The organism is Streptomyces sp. NPDC048295 (assembly GCF_040652135.1).
GTDB lineage: Bacteria > Actinomycetota > Actinomycetes > Streptomycetales > Streptomycetaceae > Streptomyces.
In genome coordinates, this window is the sequence record NZ_JBEZLL010000038.1 from 12,995 (window position 1) to 35,711 (window position 22,717).

The 22,717-nt window shown below is 71.5% G+C and carries 18 protein-coding genes; 3 read left to right on the plus strand and 15 right to left on the minus strand.

The window, feature by feature from the left end:
• Window positions 1-4: 4 nt before the first annotated feature.
• The 13 genes from AB0D53_RS37115 to AB0D53_RS37175 form a co-directional block, all read right to left on the minus strand.
• Complete coding sequence (locus tag AB0D53_RS37115) at window positions 5-853, minus strand: TatD family hydrolase (protein ID WP_362453773.1); 849 nt, start codon at window positions 851-853, stop codon at window positions 5-7.
• Entirely contained in the window at window positions 853-1,518 is a 666-nt protein-coding gene (locus tag AB0D53_RS37120) for an EboA domain-containing protein (RefSeq protein WP_362453774.1), read from the minus strand. The genes AB0D53_RS37115 and AB0D53_RS37120 overlap by 1 nt, the downstream gene beginning before the upstream one ends.
• Window positions 1,519-1,539: 21 nt before the next feature.
• Window positions 1,540-2,472 (minus strand): sugar phosphate isomerase/epimerase family protein, encoded by a 933-nt coding sequence (locus tag AB0D53_RS37125; RefSeq protein WP_362453775.1) that lies wholly within the window; start codon window positions 2,470-2,472, stop codon window positions 1,540-1,542.
• Window positions 2,469-3,527: an SCO3242 family prenyltransferase gene (locus tag AB0D53_RS37130; RefSeq protein WP_362453776.1), complete on the minus strand. Its 1,059-nt coding sequence runs from the start codon at window positions 3,525-3,527 to the stop codon at window positions 2,469-2,471. The genes AB0D53_RS37125 and AB0D53_RS37130 overlap by 4 nt, the downstream gene beginning before the upstream one ends.
• Entirely contained in the window at window positions 3,524-4,642 is a 1,119-nt protein-coding gene (locus AB0D53_RS37135; protein ID WP_362453777.1) for an inositol-3-phosphate synthase, read from the minus strand. The genes AB0D53_RS37130 and AB0D53_RS37135 overlap by 4 nt, the downstream gene beginning before the upstream one ends.
• Window positions 4,643-4,774: 132 nt before the next feature.
• Window positions 4,775-8,503: a ThuA domain-containing protein gene (locus AB0D53_RS37140; RefSeq protein ID WP_362453778.1), complete on the minus strand. Its 3,729-nt coding sequence runs from the start codon at window positions 8,501-8,503 to the stop codon at window positions 4,775-4,777.
• A gap of 316 nt (window positions 8,504-8,819) precedes the next feature.
• On the minus strand, window positions 8,820-9,824 hold the full coding sequence (locus AB0D53_RS37145) for a sugar phosphate isomerase/epimerase family protein (RefSeq protein WP_362453779.1): 1,005 nt from the start codon (window positions 9,822-9,824) through the stop codon (window positions 8,820-8,822).
• 12 nt (window positions 9,825-9,836) lie between these two features.
• Window positions 9,837-11,075, minus strand: a complete 1,239-nt coding sequence (locus AB0D53_RS37150; RefSeq protein WP_362453780.1) for a Gfo/Idh/MocA family oxidoreductase — start codon at window positions 11,073-11,075, stop codon at window positions 9,837-9,839.
• Between the two features lie 68 nt (window positions 11,076-11,143).
• Entirely contained in the window at window positions 11,144-12,181 is a 1,038-nt protein-coding gene (locus AB0D53_RS37155) for a substrate-binding domain-containing protein (protein ID WP_362453781.1), read from the minus strand.
• A gap of 73 nt (window positions 12,182-12,254) precedes the next feature.
• Window positions 12,255-13,304, minus strand: a complete 1,050-nt coding sequence (locus AB0D53_RS37160; RefSeq protein WP_362453782.1) for an ABC transporter permease — start codon at window positions 13,302-13,304, stop codon at window positions 12,255-12,257.
• Window positions 13,301-14,827, minus strand: a complete 1,527-nt coding sequence (locus AB0D53_RS37165; protein WP_362453783.1) for a sugar ABC transporter ATP-binding protein — start codon at window positions 14,825-14,827, stop codon at window positions 13,301-13,303. Before AB0D53_RS37165 ends, AB0D53_RS37160 begins: the two co-directional genes overlap by 4 nt.
• 164 nt (window positions 14,828-14,991) lie before the next feature.
• On the minus strand, window positions 14,992-16,173 hold the full coding sequence (locus AB0D53_RS37170; protein ID WP_362453820.1) for an ROK family transcriptional regulator: 1,182 nt from the start codon (window positions 16,171-16,173) through the stop codon (window positions 14,992-14,994).
• Window positions 16,174-16,338: 165 nt separating this feature from the next.
• Complete coding sequence (locus tag AB0D53_RS37175; protein WP_362453784.1) at window positions 16,339-17,751, minus strand: VWA domain-containing protein; 1,413 nt, start codon at window positions 17,749-17,751, stop codon at window positions 16,339-16,341.
• Between the two features lie 119 nt (window positions 17,752-17,870).
• Here AB0D53_RS37175 and AB0D53_RS37180 point away from each other — a divergent pair, with 119 nt between their 5' ends.
• Entirely contained in the window at window positions 17,871-18,275 is a 405-nt protein-coding gene (locus AB0D53_RS37180) for a DUF6083 domain-containing protein (protein ID WP_362453785.1), read from the plus strand.
• 173 nt (window positions 18,276-18,448) lie between these two features.
• Here AB0D53_RS37180 and AB0D53_RS37185 read toward each other — a convergent pair whose 3' ends face one another.
• Window positions 18,449-19,399, minus strand: a complete 951-nt coding sequence (locus AB0D53_RS37185; protein ID WP_362453786.1) for a beta-ketoacyl-ACP synthase III — start codon at window positions 19,397-19,399, stop codon at window positions 18,449-18,451.
• Between the two features lie 277 nt (window positions 19,400-19,676).
• Here AB0D53_RS37185 and fdhD point away from each other — a divergent pair, with 277 nt between their 5' ends.
• Window positions 19,677-20,525: a formate dehydrogenase accessory sulfurtransferase FdhD gene (gene fdhD, locus AB0D53_RS37190; RefSeq protein WP_362453787.1), complete on the plus strand. Its 849-nt coding sequence runs from the start codon at window positions 19,677-19,679 to the stop codon at window positions 20,523-20,525.
• 37 nt (window positions 20,526-20,562) lie between these two features.
• On the opposite strand, the gene AB0D53_RS37195 is transcribed toward fdhD, so the two are convergent.
• Entirely contained in the window at window positions 20,563-21,594 is a 1,032-nt protein-coding gene (locus AB0D53_RS37195) for a bile acid:sodium symporter family protein (protein ID WP_362453788.1), read from the minus strand.
• Window positions 21,595-21,704: 110 nt separating this feature from the next.
• On the opposite strand from AB0D53_RS37195, the gene AB0D53_RS37200 reads away from it, so the two are divergent.
• Window positions 21,705-22,628, plus strand: coding sequence for a LysR substrate-binding domain-containing protein (locus AB0D53_RS37200; RefSeq protein WP_362453821.1), 924 nt, complete (start codon window positions 21,705-21,707; stop codon window positions 22,626-22,628).
• The last annotated feature ends 89 nt before the right edge of the window (window positions 22,629-22,717 follow it).

A 22,717-nucleotide genomic window follows, 5' to 3' on the forward strand; every position in this document is an offset into this window, starting at 1 on the left:
CGCCTCACTCCCCGCCGCGCAGGATGGAGTTGCCCTCGTGGAGGGGTTCCGGCGCGGCGACGCCGAGCTGGAGACGGCCGCTCTGTCCGTAGAAGGCGACGGGGTTGCGCCAGAGCACCCGGTCGACATCGTCGTCACCGAACCCGGCGGCGAGCATCGCGTCGCCCACCTTGCGGGTCTTGAGCGGGTCGCTCCTGCCCCAGTCGGCGGCCGAGTTGACCAGGATCCTCTCGGTGCCGTGGGTCCTGAGGATCGCGATCATGCGGTCCTCGTCCATCTTGGTGTCGGGGTAGATGGAGAAGCCTGCCCAGCAGCCGCTGTCCAGGGCGTCCTTCACGGTCGTCTCGTTGAGGTGGTCGAGCAGGACCCGTTCCGGGGAGAGGTGGGACTCGCGGATGACGTCGAGGGTGCGGTGCAGCCCGGCGAGCTTGTCCCGGTGCGGGGTGTGCACGAGTGCGGGCAGTTCGTGGTCGGCGGCGAGCTGGAGCTGGGCGGCCAGGGCGGTGTCCTCGGCCGGGGTCATGGAGTCGTAGCCGATCTCGCCGACGGCGACGACGGAGTCCTTGACGAGATAGCGGGGCAGGGCGTCCAGGACGGGGGTGCAGCGCGGGTCGTTCGCCTCCTTGGGGTTGAGGGCGAGCGTGCAGTGGTGGGCGATGCCGTACTGGGCGGCGCGGAAGGGTTCCCAGCCGAGCAGGGCGTCGAAGTAGTCGAAGAAGCTGGCGGGCGAGGTGCGGGGCTGGCCGAGCCAGAAGGAGGGTTCCACGAGGGCGCGGACCCCCGCGTCGTACATCGCCCGGTAGTCGTCCGTGGTGCGGGAGGTCATGTGGATGTGCGGGTCGAAGATGCGCATCAGGACTCCTCCGTGGGGGCGGCGGCACCGGGGGTGGTGAGTGCGAGGACGTGGGTGAGGTCGGCGGGGACGGCGCGGCCCGCTGCGATGCGTTCGGCGGCGAAGTCGCCGAGCATGCGGGCGAGTTCGGCGTCGCCGCGCGCGCGTCGGGCCAGTCCGTCGACGGCGTCGACGGGGACCTCGGTGAAGAGGCACTTGAGGATGGCGTGGCGCCAGTTGTGCGGGTCGAGATGAACGGCGGCGTACGGTCCGACGGCTGCGGCGACCAGCCGGGTGTCATTGGTGCGCAGGGCGTCCTCGACGAGCGGAAGGGCGGTGGGGCCGAGGTCCAGCCGGTGCAGGGTGAGCAGGACGGCGCGCCGCTCGGCGGCGGTGCCCTGTTCGTAGAGCCTGGTCAGGGCGGGCAGCGCGACCCGGGCCTCGATGAGCAGCAGGGCGCGTACGGAGTCGGCGTGTTCGAGTCCGCAGTGCCGGCCGGCCGCGGCGTACCGCAGTTCCCACGACGGGGCGGCATACGGTCCGCCGGGCTGTTCGGCGTCCTGGTGGGCGGCGGAGTGCTCCGCCTCGGCGAGGGCCTCGTCGAGCCAGGCGCGTGCGGCTCCGCCGAGCTGTGCGTCGAGTTCCTTGCGGGTCAGCAGTGGGGGGTTCGTCGGGGACATCGGCATGGCCTCGCTCCCTTCGGCGGTTCAGCGGCTCGACGGGCTGTGTTTCGACCGGCTGTGTCGCGACGGACTGCGGCCCGGCGGGTTGTGGCTCGGTGGGCGGTCCTTCGACGGACTGTGGTCGCGGAGGAATTCGATGGAGGTGCGGGCCAGTTCGGGGCCGGCGTGGGAGTGGCGGGGCAGTTCGACGACGGCGAGGCCGCGGTAGCCGGTGTCCGAGAGGGTGTCGAGTGCTTCGAGCACGGGCGGGAAGTCGATCTCGCCCTCGCCGAACGGGAGGTGTTCATGGACGCCGCGGCGCATGTCCTCGATCTGGACGTGGCGCAGCCAGGGTGCGGCGTCGCGGACGCAGTCGGCGGGCAGGGCGGGCTCCAGGCACTGGCAGTGGCCGATGTCGAGGGTGAGCCCGAGCGGTGCCGGGTCGCCGCTGAGGACGCGCAGATGGTGGAAGTCGGCGAGGTTGGCGAGGAGGTGTCCGGGCTCGGGTTCGATCGCCAGGGGAATGCCGACGCGGTCGGCGGCCTCCAGGACCGGGGTGAGGGAGCCGGTGAGCCGCTGCCATGCGGTGTCGGGGGTGGTGTCCGGCGGGGTGATGCCGCTGAAGCAGTGCACCGCGTGGGCGCCGAGGTCGGCGGCGATGCCGACGGCCCGGACGAGCAGCCGGGTGCGGGCGGCGCGGGCCTCCGGATCCGGGTCGAGGAGGGACGGGCCGTGCTTGCGGCGCGGGTCGAGGATGTAGCGGGCACCGGTCTCCACGGTGACGCCGAGCCCCAGTTCCTGGAGCCTGGCCGCCACGTGGCGGGTGCGGGCGGCTGCGTCCGGGGCGAGGGGGTCGAGGTGCATGTGGTCGAGGGTCAGGCCGACGCCGTCGTAGCCGAGGTCCGCGAGGAGTCCGAGGGCGTCGTTCAGGCGGAGGTCGGTGAGCCCGTTGGTGCCGTAGCCGAAGCGGATCGTCATGTCGGGCTCACCTTCCGGGCGAGGGTACGGGCGATCGGGACGAGTCCCATGACGGCGAGGCCCGTCCCCAGTGCTCCCGCGCGGGCGGCTAGGGCGGCCTGGAGCGGGATCATCGCCCGGATGCCGCCGCCGACGGCGCGCTGGGTGAGCGGTGGGGACGGGTTGAGCGCGGCGTGCAGGAGGGGGACCGCGGCGGTCCTGAAGTAGGAGCCGGTCAGCGCGGTGCGCACGAGACCGGGGACGGTCGGGGCGGGGGACACCGGCGAGCGGTGCGAAGGGTGTGACCGGGGTGGCTCGTTCCTGCTGCCGTCGCCGGTGCGCGGATCCGTCTCCCGGGCTCCGCGCCGTCCACGCTGCTCGTGCACGGCCGCGGCTCCCAGGGCGGCGACGGCGGCGAGCGCGGCGAGGGGTGCGGTGGTGGATCCGCCGTGCGCCTCGTGCCGGGAGACTGCGGTGACGGCGTAGGTGTGCGCACCCAGCAGGCCGGCGGCCGGAAGGGCGGCGCGGACGGAGCCGCGCCCAGCAGGATCCGAACCTCGGGCGGACCCCGTGCCCGGCATCGCCTCCGGACCCGGCCCCCCACGGGCCGCCCCCGTCGTCCGCCGCGCCGCCCCGGTCGCGGTGGCGCCGAGGAGCAGGTCGAGCCCGCGCGCCGCCGCCATGGCCGCCGGACCGGCCGGGGTGTGCTTCAGGCGGAGGTCGTACGCCCATACGGTCGCCGCCAGCCCCGTGGCCACCGCGAGGGCCGGGCGGCCGGCCCGGGCTGCGAGGCCCAGCCCGGCGGCCGTCAGCGCGCCCGCCGCCGCGAGGGCCGCGGCGGGTGCGATCCGGCCCGAGGGGATCGGCCGGTGCGGGCGGTCGATGGCGTCCTCCTCGCGGTCGGCCCAGTCGTTGAGCGCCATGCCCGCCTCGTACAGGCAGAGCGAGGCTCCGACGGCGAGCGCGGTTCCGCGGTCGGGACGCCGGCCGCTCGCCGTCGCCCCGGCGAGCGCGTCACCGGGGACGGTGAAGAGCGCGGAGATCCGTAGCAGCTCCGCCCAGGCGCGTGCGGTCACCGTTCCCCCCGCAGCGTCCCGGCGAAGGCGAGCAGCGCGAGGTACTGCTCGAAGAGCGCGGCCGGGCCGCCGTCCGGGTCCTTGAAGTAGAAGCCGAGCTGGGGAAGCGGGCCGCTCATGCCCCGCTCGTGGGCGCGGGCCACCAGTCTGGCGAGGTCCAGGACCAGGGGAGCGGCCAGCGCGGAGTCACAGCCCTGCCAGGTGGTCTGGAGCACCATCCGCGCGCCGAGGAATCCGTCGAACGCGATGTGGTCCCAGGCGGTCTTCCAGTCGCCGAGGGCCGGTACGTCGTCGATGTGGACCTCGCCCTCGGGGGCGGCGCCCAGGGTGTCGGCGAGGACGCGCTCCTTGCCCGCGTTCTTGGCGGCCGCGGCAGCGGGGTCGGCCAGCGCCGCTCCGTCCCCGCCGCCCAGCAGGTTGGTTCCGGACCAGGCCCGTACGGGCAGGGCGCGCTGCACGAACATCGGGGCGAGCACGGAGCGCAGCAGCGTCTGGCCGGTCTTGCCGTCGCGGCCCGCGTGAGGAAGTCCGCAAGCCGCGACGGCGTCCTGGAGGGCGGCGGTGCGCAGCCCGGTGGAGGGGGTGAAGTTGATGTAGGGGCAGCCGGCCCGCAGCGCCGCCGCCGCGTAGAGCGAGCTGGCGGGCAGCCGCTGTTCGCCGGGGGCCGGGACGGGTTCCGTGGACGCCACATTGACGACGACCGTCCTGGCCAGGCCGTTGCGGTGCCCGAAGCCGGTGAGGTCGGCGGCGAACGCGGTGATGAGTTCCTCGTCGTCGCGGGTGTCGCCGGGCAGTGGCCCACCGGGCCGTATCTCCGCGTCCGCGGCGGCGAGTTCGGAGTGCACCGCCGAGGGCAGGCCGTGCGGCAGCACTCCCCCGGCCGCCAGTGCCTCGGCCCGTTTCGGCAGCGGGCAGCCGGCCGTGTCGTGTCCGCCGAAGACGAGTGACGTCAGTGCGGGCAGCCCGCTGCCGGTGAAGGGCGGGGTCTCGGTGACCATGCCTGCCGCCGGGTGCAGCCCTGCCGCGATCGCCGCGCACCCCGCGGTGGCGGTGGTGGCGACGGAGCCGCGTGCTCCGATGAACCAGACTCCGGTACGTACGGCGGTTGCTGACACGGGCTGCCTCCCTGGCTGGGGGTGCTGGCTGGGCAGAGCGGGTGGCGCTGTACGACAGGGGACCGGGATCGGGCGGGGACGGCGGGCGGGGAGGGTGTCCCTTCCTCGCCCGCCGTCACCGGGACGGGCGCCCTACGCCGAGGGCAGTTCCTTCAGCTGGATGTTGCGGAAGGACACATGGTCGTCGGCACCGTGGTTCTGGATGCCGATGTAGCCGTTCTTCAGGCTCCGCACGGGATCGGTGTTGGTGAAGTCGTTGATCTTCACCCCGTTGAGGAAGACCTGGAGGCGTTCGCCCTGGACCTTGATCTCGTAGCTGTTCCACTGGCCGGGGGGCCGCAGGACCTGGTCACGGGCCTTGGCGTTCGCCGCCTTGAAGGTGTAGACGGAGCCCGTGGTGCGGTCGGGCGCGTCGGTGGCGTCGATCTGGACCTCGTAGCCGTTGTTCACCGCGGACCAGGGGTCGTCGGACTCCGGGAAGCCGACGAAGACACCGGAGTTGTCGTCGCCCTGCATCTTCCAGTCGAGCTTGAGGGAGTACGAGCCGAGCTCCTTGGCCTGGTAGGTGAGCAGGCCCATGCCGCCCTGCGAGCGGAGTTCACCGTCGACGACGTCGAACTTTCCGGGGCCCGCCTGCTTCCAGCCTTCGAGCGTCTTGCCGTTGAAGATCGACCGGTAGCCGGTGTCGGGCTTGCAGTCGGCCTTCACCTGTCCGGCCGCGTACCGCATGCCGCCCTGGAGCAGCTGGCGGAAGGCCGGTTCGGCGTACGACTCCTTGGTGTGGCCGAGGCCGGTGTAGAAGGAGCGGCCGCCCTGGTAGGTCTGGCACCAGGTGATGGGGTGGTCGCCCTTCATGGAGCCGCCGGTGTAGGTCGTCTCGTCGAGTGTCGCGAGGACCTTGGCCTGGCCTCGCGGATTGGTGCGGTAGTTGTACCACTCGTCGGTGCGGTTCCATTCGTCGTCGAGGTGCGCGGTGGCCGGATGCTTGTGGTCCTCGACGCGGACGGTGGCGGGCTGGATGGCGGGGTGCGAGGAGAAGTAGGCCCCGACGAGTCCGCCGTAGAACGACCAGTCGTACTCGGTGTCCGCCGCCGCGTGGACGCCCATGTAGCCGCCGCCGGTGGCCACGTAGTTCTCGAAGGCCTTCTGCTGGTCGGCGTTGAGCACGTCACCGGTGGTCGAGAGGAAGACGACGGCGTCGTAGCGGGCCAGGTTGCTGGTGGTGAACTGGCCTGCCGCCTCGGTGGCGTCGACGGTGATGTTGCTGTCCTTGCCGAGTTCCTTGAGCGCCGCGATGCCATCAGGGATCGCGTCGTGGCGGAAACCGGCCGTCTTCGAGAAGACCAGGACCCGCTTGGCGGTCTTGTCGGGGGCGCTGTTGGAGAGCTCGAAGTCGTCGATGTCGAAGAGCGCCCCGTCACCGCCCTTGAAGACCAGGAAGAGTTCGGTGCTCTTCTGCGGGACGCCGCGCAGCGGTACGTCGATGTCCTGGAAGTTGTCCCAGGCACCGGTCACCGGGACGGGTGCGGAGCCGAGGATCTTGCCGGTCGCCGAGCCGGCGCGCACTTCGAGGAAGCCGCCGGCGCCGCCGGAGGAGATCCGCGCGGTCAGCTTGGTGGAACCGGCCAGGAGGTACGGCTTGAAGGAGATCCAGTCGTCGTTGTGGATGTCGCCGACCGTCTTGCCGCCATGGGCGGTCGCCTTGTTCTGCGGGGCGACGCCCTGGGAGGCGCTGTAGTGCTCGGCCTGCCGGTGGCGGGGCTGGAGCTCGGACTGGTCGTGGCCGGACAGGGGGGCCTGGCCGCCTCCCCCGCCGTCCGTGTACGAGGCGTCGATGACACCGAAGATGTTGGCGTTGGGGTCGTGTCCGCCGTCCATCTCCGTCTTGATGGTGCCGGTGCAGCCGTGCGCCGAGGTGATGGGGTGGCCGTGGCTGTCGTGGCCGAGGATGAAGCGGACCTCGATCTTCGAGCAGTCGATGGTCCCGTCCTCGGGGTCGGTGACGGTCACCTTGAACGGGATGTCGTCGCCGAAGGAGAACAGCTGCCCGTCACCGGGGAGTTCCAGCTTCACCACCGGAGCGGTGTTGCCGACCGTCACGTGGACGTTCGCCGAGCCGGTGCGGCCGGTGGGGTCCGTGGCGGTGACGGTGGCGGTGTAGGTGCCGTTCTTCTTGTACCTGTACGTGGGGTTGGCGGCGGTCGATGTGCCCCCGTCGCCGAAGTCCCAGCTGTAGCTGAGCGTGTCGCCGTCGGCGTCGGTGGTTCCGGCCGAGGAGAAGGCGACCTTGAGAGGTGCGGTGCCCGAGGTCTTGTCGGCACTCGCCTCGGCGATCGGCGAGCGTCCGCCGGTGGCGTTCTCGATGCGGTAGAGCGCCGAGTTCTGGTCGCCGCCGAAGTAGCCGGTGCCGTAGTCGAGTACGTACAGCGCGCCGTCGGGACCGAACGTCATGTCCATCACCTGGGTTCCCGACCACGGGAAGGCGTTGATGGACTTCACCGTGCCGTCGGTGTCCTGGTCGATGCGCTTGATCCAGCGCCGGCCGAACTCACCGGCGAAGAAGTTGCCGTCGTAGGCCTCGGGGAACTTCACGGGCGAGTCGAGGTCGGCGTCGTAGTGGTAGACGGGGCCGCCCATCGGGGACTCGGATCCGGTGCCGAACTCGGGCACCGAACCGCCGTCGTACGGGATCCAGGCGGGCTGGGACGGCGGCAGGTCGACCAGTCCGGTGTTGTACCGGGAGGTGTTCTTGGGCGCGGCGCAGTCGAAGGTCTCGCCGGAGGTCTTGGTCGCGAAGTCGTAGTCGACGAACGGGTCGTTCTTGCCCGTGCAGAACGGCCAGCCGAAGTTTCCGGCCTCGGTGACGCGGGCGAACTCGACCTGGCCGCCGGGTCCGCGCTTGGGGTCGGCCGCGCCGGCGTCGGGCCCGTAGTCACCGACGTACACGATGCCGGTGGGCTTGTCGACGGTGAAGCGGAAGGGGTTGCGGAAGCCCATCGCGTAGATCTCGGGGCGGGTCTTGTCCGTGCCCGGGGCGAAGAGGTTGCCCTCGGGGACGCTGTACGAGCCGTCGTCGGCGACCTTGATGCGGAGGATCTTGCCGCGCAGGTCGTTGGTGTTCCCCGAGGTGCGCCGGGCGTCGAACGCGGGGTTGCGGTCGGGCCGGTCGTCGATCGGGGTGTAGCCGTCGGAGGCGAACGGGTTGGAGTCGTCGCCGGTCGACAGGTACAGATTGCCCTGCGCGTCGAAGTCGATGTCACCGCCGACGTGGCAGCAGATGCCGCGCGAGGTCGGGATGTCCAGGACCTTCTTCTCGCTGGCGGTGTCGAGCGTGCCGTCGTCCTTGAGGACGAAGCGCGAGAGCCGGTTCACTCCGTCGAACTTGGCGAAGTCGGCGGCGGTGCCGTTCTCGGGGGCGTCTCCGGACGGGGTGTCCAGCGGGGGCGCGTAGTAGAGGTAGATCGCCCGGTTCCTGCTGAAGTCCGGGTCGACGCCGACGCCCTGGAGGCCTTCCTCGTCGTGGGAGTAGACGGGGAGGACACCGGCGAGCGTGGTGTCGCCACCGCTGTCGGTGAGCCACAGCTCGCCGCCGCGCGCGGTGTGCAGGACGCTGCGGTCGGGGAGCACCGCCAGCGTCATGGGCTCGCCGGTCTCGGCCACCCCCTTGGCAAGGGTGACCTGCTGGAATTCCTCGGCCGCCGCGTCCGTGGCGGCCGGCGAGGAGGGCCCTGTCGCGGCTGCTCCGGGCGTGGCGCCCAGGGCCAGGGTGGCCGCGGCGAGCAGGCCGCCGGTGAGCAGCGCGAGGGATTTGCGTACGCGGAGCCGTGTTCTGCTCCTGTTTCCGGTTGGGGTTCTGTGCACGAGTGTCCTCCGGAGAGTGCCGGTTGTACGGGCGGGGTGCTGCCGTGCCGTTCTGCGCGGGGACTGCCGCGCGGGTCGTCCGGGGTGTGTGGGACACCAGCGACCCGAGTTATGCCATGTACACGCTGTGGACCGTAGACCTGTTCGTCCGGAACGGAAAGCCCTTGCGCAGCGGTCCGGTGGAACTTTTTCCTGCGTCAGGACAAAGCGGGGTGAGGGCAGGGGTGGGTACGGGGCGGTCGCGGAGCTCTCGCCTCCGGTCCGCCCCTGCCCGGACCGGAGGCCCGGGGACGGTTGGTCCCCGGGCGGGGGTCGGTCAGTCGCCGCCCCCGAACGCCGCGTCGAACGACGCCGACGGCGGCTCGAAGTCGTACCGCTTCAGCGTGGCGAGTGCCTCCGGCGCGCCGGCCAGCCGGTCCATGCCGGCGTCCTCCCACTCCACGGAGACCGGCCCGTCGTAACCGATGGACCGGAGCATCCTGAAGACGTCCTCCCAGGGCACGTCACCGTGCCCGGCCGAGACGAAGTCCCAGCCGCGCCGGGGATCGCCCCAGGGCAGATGCGAGCCGAGCCGGCCGTTGCGGCCGTCGAGGCGCTTGCGTGCCTCCTTGCAGTCCACGTGGTAGATGCGGTCCCGGAAGTCGTACAGGAAGCCGACCGGGTCCAGGTCCTGCCAGACGAAGTGGCTCGGGTCGAAGTTCAGTCCGAACGCCGCCCGGTGGCCGACGGCCTCCAGTGCGCGGTGCGTGGTCCAGTAGTCGTACGCGATCTCGCTGGGGTGCACCTCGTGGGCGAAGCGCACGCCCTCCGCGTCGAAGACGTCCAGGATCGGGTTCCAGCGCTCGGCGAAGTCCTCGTAGCCCCGCTCGATCATGTGCGGCGGCACCGGTGGGAACATCGCGACCAGGTGCCAGATCGACGAGCCGGTGAAGCCGATGACCGTACGCACCCCGAAGGCGGCCGCCGCGCGGGCAGTGTCCTTGAGCTCCTCGGCGGCCCGGCGGCGGACCCCTTCGGGATCGCCGTCCCCCCAGATCCGCGCGGGCAGGATCCCCCGGTGGCGCTCGTCGATCGGGTCGTCGCAGACGGCCTGCCCGACGAGGTGGTTGGAGACCGCCCAGCACTTCAGCCCGTACTTGTCGAGAAGCTGTCGCCGGCCGTCCAGATAGCCGGGGTCGGCCAGCGCCTTGTCGACCTCGAAGTGATCGCCCCAGCAGGCGAGTTCGAGCCCGTCGTATCCGAAGTCCCGGGCGAGCCGGCAGACCTCCTCCAGCGGCAGGTCGGCCCACTGGCCGGTGAAGAGTGTGAAGGGACGGGGCATGGGCAGGGCCTCCTAGAGAACCACGGGGGTGTGTACGGAGTTCTTCTCGGCGCTCTCCTCCACCGCTGCGAGCACCCGCTGCACCTGCAGTCCGTCGGCGAACGACGGTGCGGGGGAGGTCCCTTCGGCGATCGCACGCACCAGGTCGCGGGCCTGGTGGACGAAGGTGTGCTCGTAGCCGAGGGCGTGGCCCGGCGGCCACCACGCCTCCAGGTAGGGGTGTTGGGGTTCGGTGACCAGGACTCGCCGGAATCCTGCCGTGGCGGCGGGTTCGGTGTGGTCGTGGAAGGACAGTTCGTTGAGCCGTTCCAGATCGAAGGCGAGCGAGCCGAGCTCCCCGTTGATCTCCAGCCTGAGCGCGTTCTTCCGTCCGGCCGCCATCCGGGTGGCCTCGAAGGAGGCCAGTGCCCCGGAGGCGAGCCGTCCGGTGAACAGGGCCGCGTCGTCGACGGTCACCGCTCCCCGCCCGGCCGTGTCCGCGGTGCCGGAGAGCCCGGCCGACGGGCCCGCGAGCCGGGGCCGTTCGCGGACGAAGGTCTCGCTGACCGCCGATACCCCGACCAGCGGCTCCCCCGCCAGATACTGGGCCAGGTCGACGATGTGCGCGCCCAGGTCGCCCAGGGCGCCCGAGCCGGCGCGTTCCCGCTCCAGTCGCCAGGTGAGCGGCGATTCGGGGTCGACGAGCCAGTCCTGGAGGTAGGCGGCACGGACATGGCGCAGGGTGCCGAGCCGTCCACCGGCGATCAGCTGCCGGGCGTAGGCGATCGCGGGCACCCGGCGGTAGTTGAAGCCCACCATCGCGACCTGGCCGCGGGCGGCCGCGCGCTCCGCGGCCTCGGTCATCGCCTCGGCCTCGGCGACCGTGTTGGCGAGCGGCTTCTCGCACAGCACGTGCTTGCCCGCCTCCAGGGCGGCGATGGCGATCTCGGCGTGGCTGTCGCCCGGGGTGCAGATGTCGACGAGTTGCACATCGTCCCGGGCGATGAGGGCCCGCCAGTCGGTCTCGGCCGCCGCCCAGCCGTGACGGGCGGCCGCCGCGTCGACCGCTGCCCGGTCGCGTCCGCAGATCGCGGCGAGAGCCGGTCTCATCGGCAGGTCGAAGACGTGTCCCGCGGTGCGCCAGCCCTGTGAGTGGGCGGCGCCCATGAACGCGTATCCGACCATGCCGACCCCGAGCGCCGGCACACTCGGTGCCGGCCGGTGCGTCGGCGGCGCTGCGGCCTGCTGATCCGTCTCTTCCCTACGGGCCATCCGGGCTTCCTCCTCGTCGGTCGTTCGATGGGTACGGCAGGAGGGTCAGCACCCTCCTGCGGGGCGGATCAGCTGAAGCCCGTCGGCAGGTACTGGTCGACGTTCTCCTTGGTGACCACGGCCGAGTAGAGGGTGAGGCTGGTCGGGATCTCCAGCTCGGCCAGGCCGCTGACGCCCTTGCCCTGGGCCAGCGCGCGGGCCAGGTCGATGGCGGACGCGGCCATCGTGGGCGGGTAGAGAACGGTGGCCTTCAGGACACTGTTGTCGGCCTTGATGGCGTCCATCGCGGACTTGGCCCCGGCGCCGCCGACCATCAGGAACTCGTCCCGGCCGGCCTGCTGGATGGCGCGCAGCGCGCCCACGCCCTGGTCGTCGTCGTGGTTCCAGACGGCGTCGATCTTCTTCTGGGCCTGGAGGAGCTGTGCCATCTTCGCCTGGCCCGACTCGACCGTGAAATCGGCGGCCTGACGGGCCACCAGCTCGATGTTGGAGTAGTTCTTCAGCGCGTCGGCGAAGCCCTGGCTGCGCTGTTTGGTGAGCTCCAGATTGTCGATGCCGGCCAGCTCGACGACCTTGGCTCCCGCCTTGTCCTTGAGCTGCTCGCCGATGTACGTACCGGCGTTGAGGCCCATGCCGTAGTTGTCGCCGCCGACCCAGCAGCGGTAGGCCTGCGGGGAGGCGAAGACCCGGTCCAGGTTGACGACGGGGATGCCCGCCCGCATGGCTTCCAGGCCGACCTGGGTGAGCGCCTTGCCGTCGGCCGGGAGGATGACGAGGACATCGACCTTCTTGTTGATGAGGGTCTTGACCTGGCCGATCTGGGCGGCGGTGTCGTTGGAGCCCTCGGTGGTCTCCAGCGTCACCTCGGAGTACGTGGCCGCCCGTGACTTGGCGTTCTCATTGATGGCGTTGAGCCAGCCGTGGTCGGCCTGCGGACCCGCGAAGCCGATGGTGACGGGCTTGCCGGGCTTGTTGTCGGCGGCGGGTCCGGTGCTCTTGGCGGTGTCCTCGCTCTTGGGGTCGTTGCTGGTGCAGGCGGTGAGGAGGGCACCCGCGGAGACGGCCGCGGTGCCGAAGAGCAGTCGTCTGCGGCTGGTTTCTGGCATGGCTGTCAAACCCTTCATCCGGTGCGTGACATGTCACATGAGGCGAACGGGGCGGTGGGTGGGAGGCGGAGCGTCAGGTCTCCCCGTGCGCCGATGTGCGGCGCTGGACCAGGACGGCGGCGACGATGATCGCGCCCTTGGCGATCTGCTGGACGTCGCTCTGCAGATTGTTGAGCGCGAAGATGTTGGTGATGGTGGTGAAGACCAGGACACCGAGTACGGAGCCGACGATGGTGCCGCGCCCGCCGCTGAGCAGGGTGCCGCCGATGATCGCGGCGGCGATGGCGTCGAGCTCGTACAGATTGCCGTTGGTGTTCTGCCCCGAGCCGGACAGGATGATCAGCATGAAGGCGGCGATGCCGCAGCACAGCCCGGAGAGCAGGTAGAGGAAGAGCCGCTGGCGCCGTACGTCGATGCCCGCCAGCCTGGCGGCTTCGGCGTTGCCGCCGACCGCGACCGTGCGCCGCCCGAAGGTCGTACGGTTCAGCACCAGCCAGCCGATGACGGTGACCGCGGCGAACATCATGACCAGCGGCGGGATGCCGAGGACGTAGGAGTCGGGCAGCCCCAGGTCGAGGACCGACTTGACGGTGACGATCTGGGTCTTCCCGTCGGTGATCTGGAGGGCGAGCCCGCGGGCCGACGCGAGCATGGCCAGCGTCGCGATGAACGGCACCATCCGCCCGTACGCGATGAGCAGCCCGTTCACCAGCCCGGTGGCGAGTCCGACGACCACCGCGGTGAACAGGATCCCGGCGAAGCCGTACTCCTGGGTGGCGACCGTGGTCGCCCAGACGGAGGCCAGCGCGACCATCGCTCCGACCGAGAGGTCGATGCCGCCGCTGGTGATGACGAAGGTCATCCCGACGGTGACGACACCGATGACGGACGACTGGGTCAGGATCAGCTGAAGGTTCCCGGTGTCCAGGAAGGCGTCGGGCTCGGTGAATCCGCCGACGGCGACCAGTACCGCGAGGACGCCGAGGAGCGAGAGGTTACGGACGTCCAGGCGCAGGCCCGGGGTGCGGGCGGGTCCGTCCTTCTTCCGGAGATCGGGGACCGGCGAGGGGGCGGCCCCCTTGTCCGGCCCGCCCTGCTGCGCCGAGGAGACGGGCTGCGTCATGACGTCGGGCTCCCTTCCATCACTAGGTCGAGTACGCGGTGCTCGTCGAGCTCCCGGGCGTCCGCCGTATGCACGACGCGGCCCTCGCGGAGCACCAGCACCCGGTCGGCGAGGCCCAGCACTTCGGGCACCTCGCTGGAGACGAGCAGGACGGCGAGGCCTTCGTCGGCCAGCCGGCGGATCACGGCGTACAGCTCGGCGCGGGCGCCGACATCGACACCGCGGGTCGGTTCGTCGAGCAGCAGGACCCGGCAGCCGCGCAGCAGCCAGCGGGCCAGGACCGCCTTCTGCTGGTTGCCGCCGGAGAGCGTGCGGACGGGGGTGTCCGGGTTGTCGGGGCGCAGCGAGAGTTCGCGGGTGGCTTCGCGGGCCGCCCGGCGTTCGGCCGCGCGGTCGATCCAGCCGGCCCTGGAGAAGCGGGACATCGAGGAGACGGAGACATTGCGGGTGACGGATTCGAGCATCAGCAGGGCCTGTGCCTTGCGTTCCTCGGGGGCGAGGCCGATTCCGGCGGCGACGGCCGCACGGACGCTGCCGGGCCTCAGCTGTTTGCCGGCCACGGTCACCCGTCCGGCGCTCGGCCTGCGGGCGCCGTAGACGGTCTCCAGGATCTCGGAGCGCCCCGAACCGACGAGCCCGGCCAGGCCCACGATCTCTCCGGGCCTCAACTCCAGGTCCACCGGATCGAATTCACCCTTCCTGGACAGCCCCTCGACCTTCAGGACGGGCTCCGCGACGGTGGCTTCCGCACGGTCCGCGGTACGGGGCGGGAAGACGTACTCGACGTTGCGGCCGGTCATCATGGCAACGATGTCGCGTGTCGGTGTGGAATCGGCGGCCAGCCCGACGGCCACGGCGCGGCCGTCCTTGAGCACGGTCACCCGGTCGCCGATCCGGCGGATCTCCTCCAGGCGGTGCGAGATATAGACGACGGCGACGCCGTCGGCGGTGAGCGCGGCGACGATGCGGAAGAGGTTGTCGACCTCGTCCGGGTCGAGTGCGGCGGACGGCTCGTCCATGACGATGAGCCGTACGTCGTGCGAGAGCGCCCGTGCCATGGAGACGATCTGCTGCTGCGCGGCGGACAGCTCGCCGACCGGGCGGGCCGGGTCGATCTCCGGGTGGCCGAGCCGCTTCAGCAGCGCCGCGGCGGCGGTGCGGCCCTCGCGGGTGCGGACGACGAAGCGGGCGGTGGTGGGTTCGTGGCCGAGGAAGACGTTCTCGGCGACCGACAGGCCCTCGACCAGGTCGAGTTCCTGGTAGATCGTGGCGATGCCCAGCCGCATGGCCGCGATGGGCGACTTCAGCGCGGCCGGTTCGCCGCGCCAGGTGATCTCGCCGCCGTCGGGCTGGTGGGCCCCGGCGAGCACCTTGATGAGGGTGGACTTGCCGGCGCCGTTCTGCCCGAGGAGACAGTGGACTTCGCCGGCCTGGACCTCCAGGTCCACGCCGTCCAGGGCGCGCACTCCGGGGAACGACTTGGTGATGCCGGACATGGTGAGCAGGGGTGGTTCTGGTGCCATGACGATCCCCTCGGCGAATGGGGTCTCCCCTGCTCGAACGCAGCCGAGAGCTTGGGGAGGGCCGGTGAGCGGGCAGGGCTGTACCAGGTGCGGTGGTGCGGTGGTGCGGGTGTTCCCGGCGCTCCCGGTGTTTCCGGGGGCGCCCGTACATGGCCGGCCCGGGGTCAGGCCGGTGAGAAGAGGTGGTCGCTGATGAGGCGGGCGGCGCCGATCACTCCGGCGGCCGGTCCCAGCTCACCGAGCACGATGGGGAGATTCCCGGTGGCCAGCGGCAGCGACTGCCGGTAGACCTGGGTCCGGACACTGGCCAGGAGCGTGTGGCCGAGGCCGGTCACGCCGCCCCCGATCACCACCAGGCCGGGGTTGAAGAAGCTGACGAGTCCCGCGATGACCTGGCCGACCCGGTTGCCGCCTTCGCGGATCAGGTCGAGCGAGGTGGCATCACCGGCCGCCGCGGCGGCGGCCACATCGGCGGCGGTGAGTCTCCCGGCGGCCTCCAGCCGGCCGGCGAGCTCCGCCGACCGCCCGGTGCGCGCCGCGTCCTCGGCGTCGCGGGCGAGCGCGGCACCGCTGAAGTGGGCCTCCAGGCAGCCCCGGTTGCCGCAGGCGCAGGCGCGGCCCTCGGGTTCCACCTGGATATGGCCGATGTCCCCGGCGCTGCCGGTCGTACCGCGATGGACGTCACCGCCGACGACGATGCCGCAGCCGATGCCGGTGCCGATCTTGACGCAGAGGAAGTCGCCCACGGAGCGTGCGACGCCCGCGTGCTGCTCCCCCATCGCCATCAGGTTCACATCGTTGTCGACCATGACGGGGCAGCCCAGTTCCTGGCTGAGCGCCTCGCGGACCGGGAAGCCGTCCCAGCCGGGCATGATCGGCGGTGCGACCGGGACGCCTTCGGGGAAGCGGACCGGTCCGGGTACGCCGATGCCCGCGCCGTCGAAGCCCTCGGCGAGCCCGGAGGCCCGGAGCTTGGCCGCCATCGACAGCACCTGCTCGAAGATGGCGACGGGGCCCTCGCGTACGTCCATCGGATGGTTGAGATGGCCCAGGACCTCCAACTCGGCGTTGGTGACGGCCACATCGACGGATGTGGCACCGATGTCGACTCCGAGAAACCGGAGTTGTGGCGCGAGCCGGATGTTGTGCGAGCGGCGCCCGCCGCGGGACGCGGCGAGTCCGTCGGCCACGACGAGCCCGGTCTCCAGCAGTCGGTCGACCTCGACGGCGAGCTTGGAGCGGGAGAGATCGATCTGATCCCCCAGCTGTGCCCGTGAGTTGGGCCCGCCGTCGCGCAACAGCCGGAGCAGTCGCGCCTGATGCGCATTCGCGGGTCGTGCCGTCATACGTCTCACGCGCCCCTCCCCGCCACATCGGCCTGTCCGTCGGGCTTTCGAGGGGAACGTAGCAGCGGTTGCCGGGAGTGGGAAGAAGTTGCGCAGGAATCCACTACAACTTTCTCCACACCGAGGACAAAGCCGGTCGGCCGTGCGGTGGGGGGGCCGGCCCGTTCAGCGCAGGATTCCGGCCTCCCGGGCGGCCCGCAGCCAGGACGGGAACTCTGACAGGACCCTGTCGTACAGCTCCTGGTCGGAGATCCTCTCGATGTCGTCGACGGCGAAGAAACCGACGTTGTCGACGCGGCGGCCCGGCATGGTGTCGAACCGTTCGAGCACGCCGTACCGAGAGCTGCCCAGGCCGACGAACTGCCAGAACACCGGCTCCTCGGCGGCCGCCCGCAGCTCCTGCTCGATCTCCCTGTTGCGGTGCACACCTCCGTCCGAGAAGAACAGGACCAGCGTGGGGTCGGGCACCGGGTGCGCCCGCACGAAGGTCCGCACCTCGGCGATGACCTTCTGTTCCTCGTTCTGGATCCCGACCGTACGCATGTCGATCTGGCCGGGTTCCAGTTCCCTGGGCGGCTTCCTGCGCCCGAACCCGAAGGTCTGTCCCACGCGTACGTGCAGCCTGAGCCACTCGGGCAGGTCGCCCACGGCGAGATCGGGAAGCCGGGCGGGGTTGCTGGCGAACGTCCACGCCTGCATCCGGCCGTCGTCGTCGAGCTGCGCCGCGACGGCCACCATCCGCTCGGCGACACCCGCGACCGTGCCGCGCCGGTAGAGACCGCCCATCGAACCCGACGCGTCGAGGACGAGGACCACCCGTGCGTGCAGCTCCGGTACGCCGTGTTTACCCAGGCTGACCAGGACCTGCTGCTTGCGCAGCGACAGGCGCTTGCGCATGTCCACGGGCAGGTGCTCCTCGCCCTTGGTGAGCCGGGGCCCGGGCTCTCCCTGGACGCGCCCCGGCGCGGGGGCACCGGCCGGCGGCACAGGGGCGTGGAACGAGGGCGCCCGGGTCGGGTACGGAGGCGTCACGGGCCGGGAGCCGGGCCCGGCCGCGGGCCGGTCCTCGTCGACACTGATCCCGAAGTCGGTCGCCAGTCCCGCCAGCCCGCTGGCGTAACCCTGACCGACCGCACGGAACTTCCAGCCGCCGTCGCGCCGGTAGAGCTCGCCGCCGACCAGGGCGGTCTCCGTCGCGGCAGTGATGTCGAAGCGGGCCAGTTCGGTACCGGACACCGAATCGAGCAGTCGCAGACACAGCCCCGGCACCTGACCGAAGGTGCCCCCGTCGGCGGAGGCGCAGAGCGCGACGCGTTCGACGTCCGGCCCCAGCGCGGCCAGATGGACGTCCAGCGAGTCGCCACCGGACCGTTTGCCGGCGTGACTCACCGCGCCCGAGGCGTGCCTCGGCTGGTTGTAGAAGACGAAGTCGTCATCGGATCGCACCCGTCCACCGCTGCCCAGCAACAGGGCGCAGGCATCCACGTCCGGCACTCCGGCCCCTGCCGACCAGTCGAGTACGGCCCTGACCGCGGGTGCCGCGACAGGCACGTTGGCGCCTTTGCTCAGTATCGTCACACCGGCAAGTCTGCCTGCTGCCCGTCACACCCGTACCGACGCCCGCGCGGCTCCCTGCCCACCGGACGCGGCCGGATCGCGCCCTACCGCGCCTCACGGCCTGCCCGCACCCTTTGACCATGGGGGTTTCCGGAACGCCGCGGACCGCTGAGGAATGGACCGATCTCCAACACTCGACCGATCACGAGCAGGGCCTCCGGGACGGGGCGCTCCCCGGCCCGGAACCCGCGCCCGACTGCCCGGACTGCGGGCTCACCGTCGATATCCGCCCCACCCACTACCGGTGGTGGGTCCGCCTCGAACCGGCCGGCCCCGCCCCGCTCCTCGCGCACACCGTGCCGCCCGGACAGCGGTGGCACCTCGACCGGGACGGCACGGCGTGGAACGCCCAGGACCGCGAACCGGGCCCCGGGGAGTGCTGCCGGATCAGCCACCACCTGGTCTGCCCACGCGCCGCTCCGTCACCGGGCCGGCCCGGTGGCCGACTCCGGTCCCGGCGCCAGATCCTGTCCCCTCGGCCGTGAACGGAGCCCCGACGCATCGACTGCGGACAGCCCTGCCCCGAGGACCGAGCCGACCGGAGTCCGTTGTCGGCCGACAGCCGAGAGTGTCGTACGCCCCGCCGCAGCGCCTCCCGCCCCGGCCGACGAGGCGCCCCTTGCCTGTTGTCCACGGTCCACCGGGCGCGCGATGCCCGCTAGGGGCAGCGGATCACCTGGCCCGCGTAGGAGAGATTTCCGCCGAAACCGAAGAGCAGGACCGGCGCGCCGCTGCGGACCTCGCCGCGTTCCACCAGTTTGGACAGGGCCATCGGGATCGAGGCCGCGGACGTGTTGCCGGAGTCCACGACGTCCCTGGCGACGACCGCGTTGACCGCGCCGATCTTCCTGGCGACGGGTTCGATGATCCTCAGGTTGGCCTGGTGCAGCACCACCGCTCCCAGCTCCTCGGGCGTCACACCTGCCTTCTCGCACACCTTGCGGGCGATGGGCGGCAGCTGCGTGGTGGCCCAGCGGTAGACGGACTGCCCTTCCTGGGCGAACCTCGGCGGCGTCCCCTCGATCCGTACCGCGTTCCCCATCTCCGGCACCGAGCCCCACAGGACGGGACCGATACCGGGCCGGTCGCCCCCGTCCGGCTCCGCGACGACGACCGCCGCACCGGCTCCGTCGCCGAGCAGTACGCAGGTGCTGCGGTCGGTCCAGTCGGCGATGTCCGCCATCTTGTCGGCGCCGATGACCAGGACGCGCTCGGCGGCCCCGGCCCGGATGGCGTGGTCGGCGGTGGCGAGGGCGTGGGTGAAGCCGGAGCAGACCACGTTGATGTCCATCACCGCGGGCGAGCCCATCCCGAGCCGGGCGGCGACGCGCGCCGACATGCTCGGCGAGCGGTCGATCGCGGTCGAGGTGGCGACCAGGACCAGATCGACCTCGGCCGGCCGCAGCCCCGCGGCGGCCAGCGCCTTGCCCCCCGCGTGCGCGGCCATCTCGTCCACCGGCTCGTCCGGCCCCCCGACGTGGCGGGTCCTGATGCCGACGCGGCTGGTGATCCACTCGTCGCTGGTATCGACCATGGCCGCCAGGTCGTCGTTGGTGAGCACCTTGGCGGGCTGGTAGTGGCCGAGCGCCACGACACGTGAGCCGGTCATGTACGGGATCCCCTCGCTACGTATGGCAGGAACCATCCAGTCTTGGTCGCTACTGCCCGGTACAGGGGCACGTGTTCCCACAGGAATAGCGCCCGGCCGTTGGAGGCTTGACAACATGGCTTGACGACAGCGTTGACAGCTCGCGGGGAATCCGTGGACAGTATTGCGTCGACTTGCCGCCGTTTGCGGCACCTCGCCGGGTCCGCTCCGTACAGGACAATGAGATCCTCAGAGGCCGGTTCGGCCTCCCACACGGACAGAATCGGGTTCAACCACCATGGGACGGGTCACCGAGCGCCGCCGCACCATCCGCATCCGGGACGGGGCCGTCTCCACCCGCCCCGACACGCTCGTCGCCGAGGAGCCCCTGGAGATCCGGCTCGACGGCAGGCCGCTCGCCATCACGATGCGCACTCCGGGCGACGACTTCGCCCTGGCGGCGGGGTTCCTGGTGAGCGAGGGCGTCATCGGTGACGGCTCCGAGGTGCAGTCCATCGTCTACTGCGCCGGAGCGACCGCCGACGGCGTCAACACGTACAACGTGGTGGACGTGAAGCTCGCCCCCGGTGTCCCGGTCCCCGACATCACGCTCGAACGCAATGTGTACACCACCTCGTCCTGCGGGCTGTGCGGCAAGGCGAGCCTCGACGCGGTGCGCACCACGACCCGGCACCCGGTCTCCGACGCTCCCCCGCTGCGGGTCGAGCCCGCCCTGCTCGCCGCCCTCCCCGACCGGCTGCGCGCCGCACAGCGGGTCTTCGACCGGACCGGCGGTCTGCACGCGGCAGCGCTGTTCTCCGAGGCGGGCGAGCTGCTCGACGTCCGGGAGGACGTCGGCCGGCACAACGCGGTCGACAAACTGGTCGGCCGGGCCCTCACCGACCACCGGCTGCCGCTGTCCCGGGCCATTCTGCTGGTGTCGGGGCGGGCCTCGTTCGAGCTGGCCCAGAAGGCGGTGATGGCCGGGATCCCGCTGCTCGCGGCGGTCTCGGCACCGTCGTCCCTCGCCGTCGACCTGGCGGCCGAGACCGGACTGACCCTGGTCGGCTTCCTGCGGGGTCCTTCGATGAACGTGTACGCGGGCGAGCACCGCATCGCCCTGGAGACGCCGGTCGGCCGCGGCTGAAGCCCCTCGGGCCGCCCCGGCCCCCGCCCCTCCCGGCTCAGCCCACCGCGGCGGCGGGCTCCCGTGACACCGCTGCGCTCGCCGGGCTCTCCTGCTCCGCGTCGCGCGAACGGCGCTTGGCGATCACGGCGCACACCATCAGCTGCATCTGGTGGAAGAGCATCAGCGGCAGCACGGCGAGCGAGGCCTGCGCCCCGAACAGCACGCTCGCCATCGGCAGTCCCGAGGCCAGGCTCTTCTTCGAACCGGCGAACTGGATGGCGATCCGGTCCTCCCGGTCGAAGCCGAGCCGCTTCGCCCCGTACCAGGTCAGCATGAGCATCAGCGCGAGCAGCAGCGCTTCGGCGCCGAGCAGCGCCCCGAGCCGGGCGGGGGTGACCTGGTGCCAGATGCCCGCGACCATGCCCTCGCTGAAGGCCGTGTAGACGACGAGCAGGATCGAGCCGCGGTCGACGTAGCCGAGGACCTTCTTGTGGCGGGTGATGAAGCCGCCGATCCAGCGGCGCAGCAATTGCCCGGCGACGAACGGCAGCAGCAGCTGGACGCCGATCCTCAGCAGTGCGTCCGCCGAGAATCCGCCGCCGTCGTTGCCGAGCAGGGCGGCCGCGAGCAGTGGGGTGAGGAAGATCCCGGCGATCGACGAGAAGGATCCCGCACAGATGGCCGCGGGCACATTGCCCCGGGCGATCGAGGTGAAGGCGATCGACGACTGGATGGTCGACGGGACGAGGCAGAGGAAGAGGAAGCCGCTGTACAGCTGCGGCGTCAGAACGTACGGAACCAGTCCCCTGCCCGCCAGCCCGAGCAGCGGGAAGGCCACGAAGGTGCAGATCAGCACGGTGAGGTGGAGCCGCCAGTGCCTGAGCCCGTCCAGGGCCTCGGTGGTGGAGAGCCTGGCGCCGTACAGGAAGAAGAGAAAGGCGATCGCACCGGTGGAGGCACCGCCCGCCACATCGGCCGCGGCCCCCGAGGCGGGCAGTATCGCCGCGAGCACGACGGTGCCGATCAGCGCCAGGATGTACGGGTCGAGCGGCAGCCAGGACGGCAGTTTCAGGGTGCGGCGGCTCATGTGCTCCACATGTTCTCTTGGTTCCGGTCGTGCCCGCCCCATGCTGCTCCCGATCAGGGCGATCGGGAATCCCGCACACCGCTCTCACTGTCATCACGGAGCGCGATAGCCTGGTACTCATGTACGACCCCGCACAGCTCCGTACCTTTCTCGCCGTCGCCCAGACGCTGAGTTTCACCCGGGCCGCCCGGCGGCTGGGGGTGCGGCAGTCCACGGTGAGCCAGCATGTGCGGCGACTGGAGGAGGCGGCGGGGCGGCAGTTGTTCACCCGGGACACGCACCGCGTCGATCTCACCGTGGACGGCGAGGCGATGCTCGGCTTCGCCCGGACGATACTCGCGGCCCATGAGCGGGCCGCGGCCTTCTTCACCGGCACCCGGCTGCGTGGGCGGCTGCGGTTCGGCGTCTCCGAGGACTTCGTGCTGACCCGGCTGCCGGAGATCCTGGAGTCGTTCCGCCACGACCATCCGGAGGTCGAGCTGGAACTGACGGTGGAGCTCTCCGGGACGCTCCAGCAGCGTCTCGCGGCCGGCCGTCTCGATCTGGTGCTGGCCAAGCGGCGCACCGGTGACACGCACGGCGAGCTGGTCTGGCAGGACGCGCTGGCCTGGATCGGCGCACCGCAGCTGCGGATCGACCCGGACCGTCCGGTGCCGCTGATCGTCTTCCCGCCGCCGGGCATCACCCGGGCCCGCGCCCTGGAGGTCCTGGAGGAGCACGGCCGGTCCTGGCGGATCGCCTGCACGAGCACCAGCCTGAGCGGGCTGGTCGCGGCGGCCCACGCGGGGCTGGGCGTGATGGTCCACAGCCGGGGCCTGATCCCGCCGGGCCTGGTGCCGGTGCCGGCCAGGGCGGGGCTGCCGGAGCCGGGCGGGGTGGACTTCGTCCTGTCGCACGGCCGCCGTCGCGACGGGGCGCACGAGGCCGCCGACGCGCTGGCCACGGCGATCCTGGCGGGCGGCGACCGGCTGATCCGCGGCGTCGGCCCCCTCGCCCCGGTCAACGGCCGCGACGGCGCACTGCCACACGCATGACCCCCCGCACGCACGGGAGCCCCGGAAACACCGGCGGTCGCACACACGTCCGCCCGATCGCGGCGAATGCGGATGAACCACCGCGCACG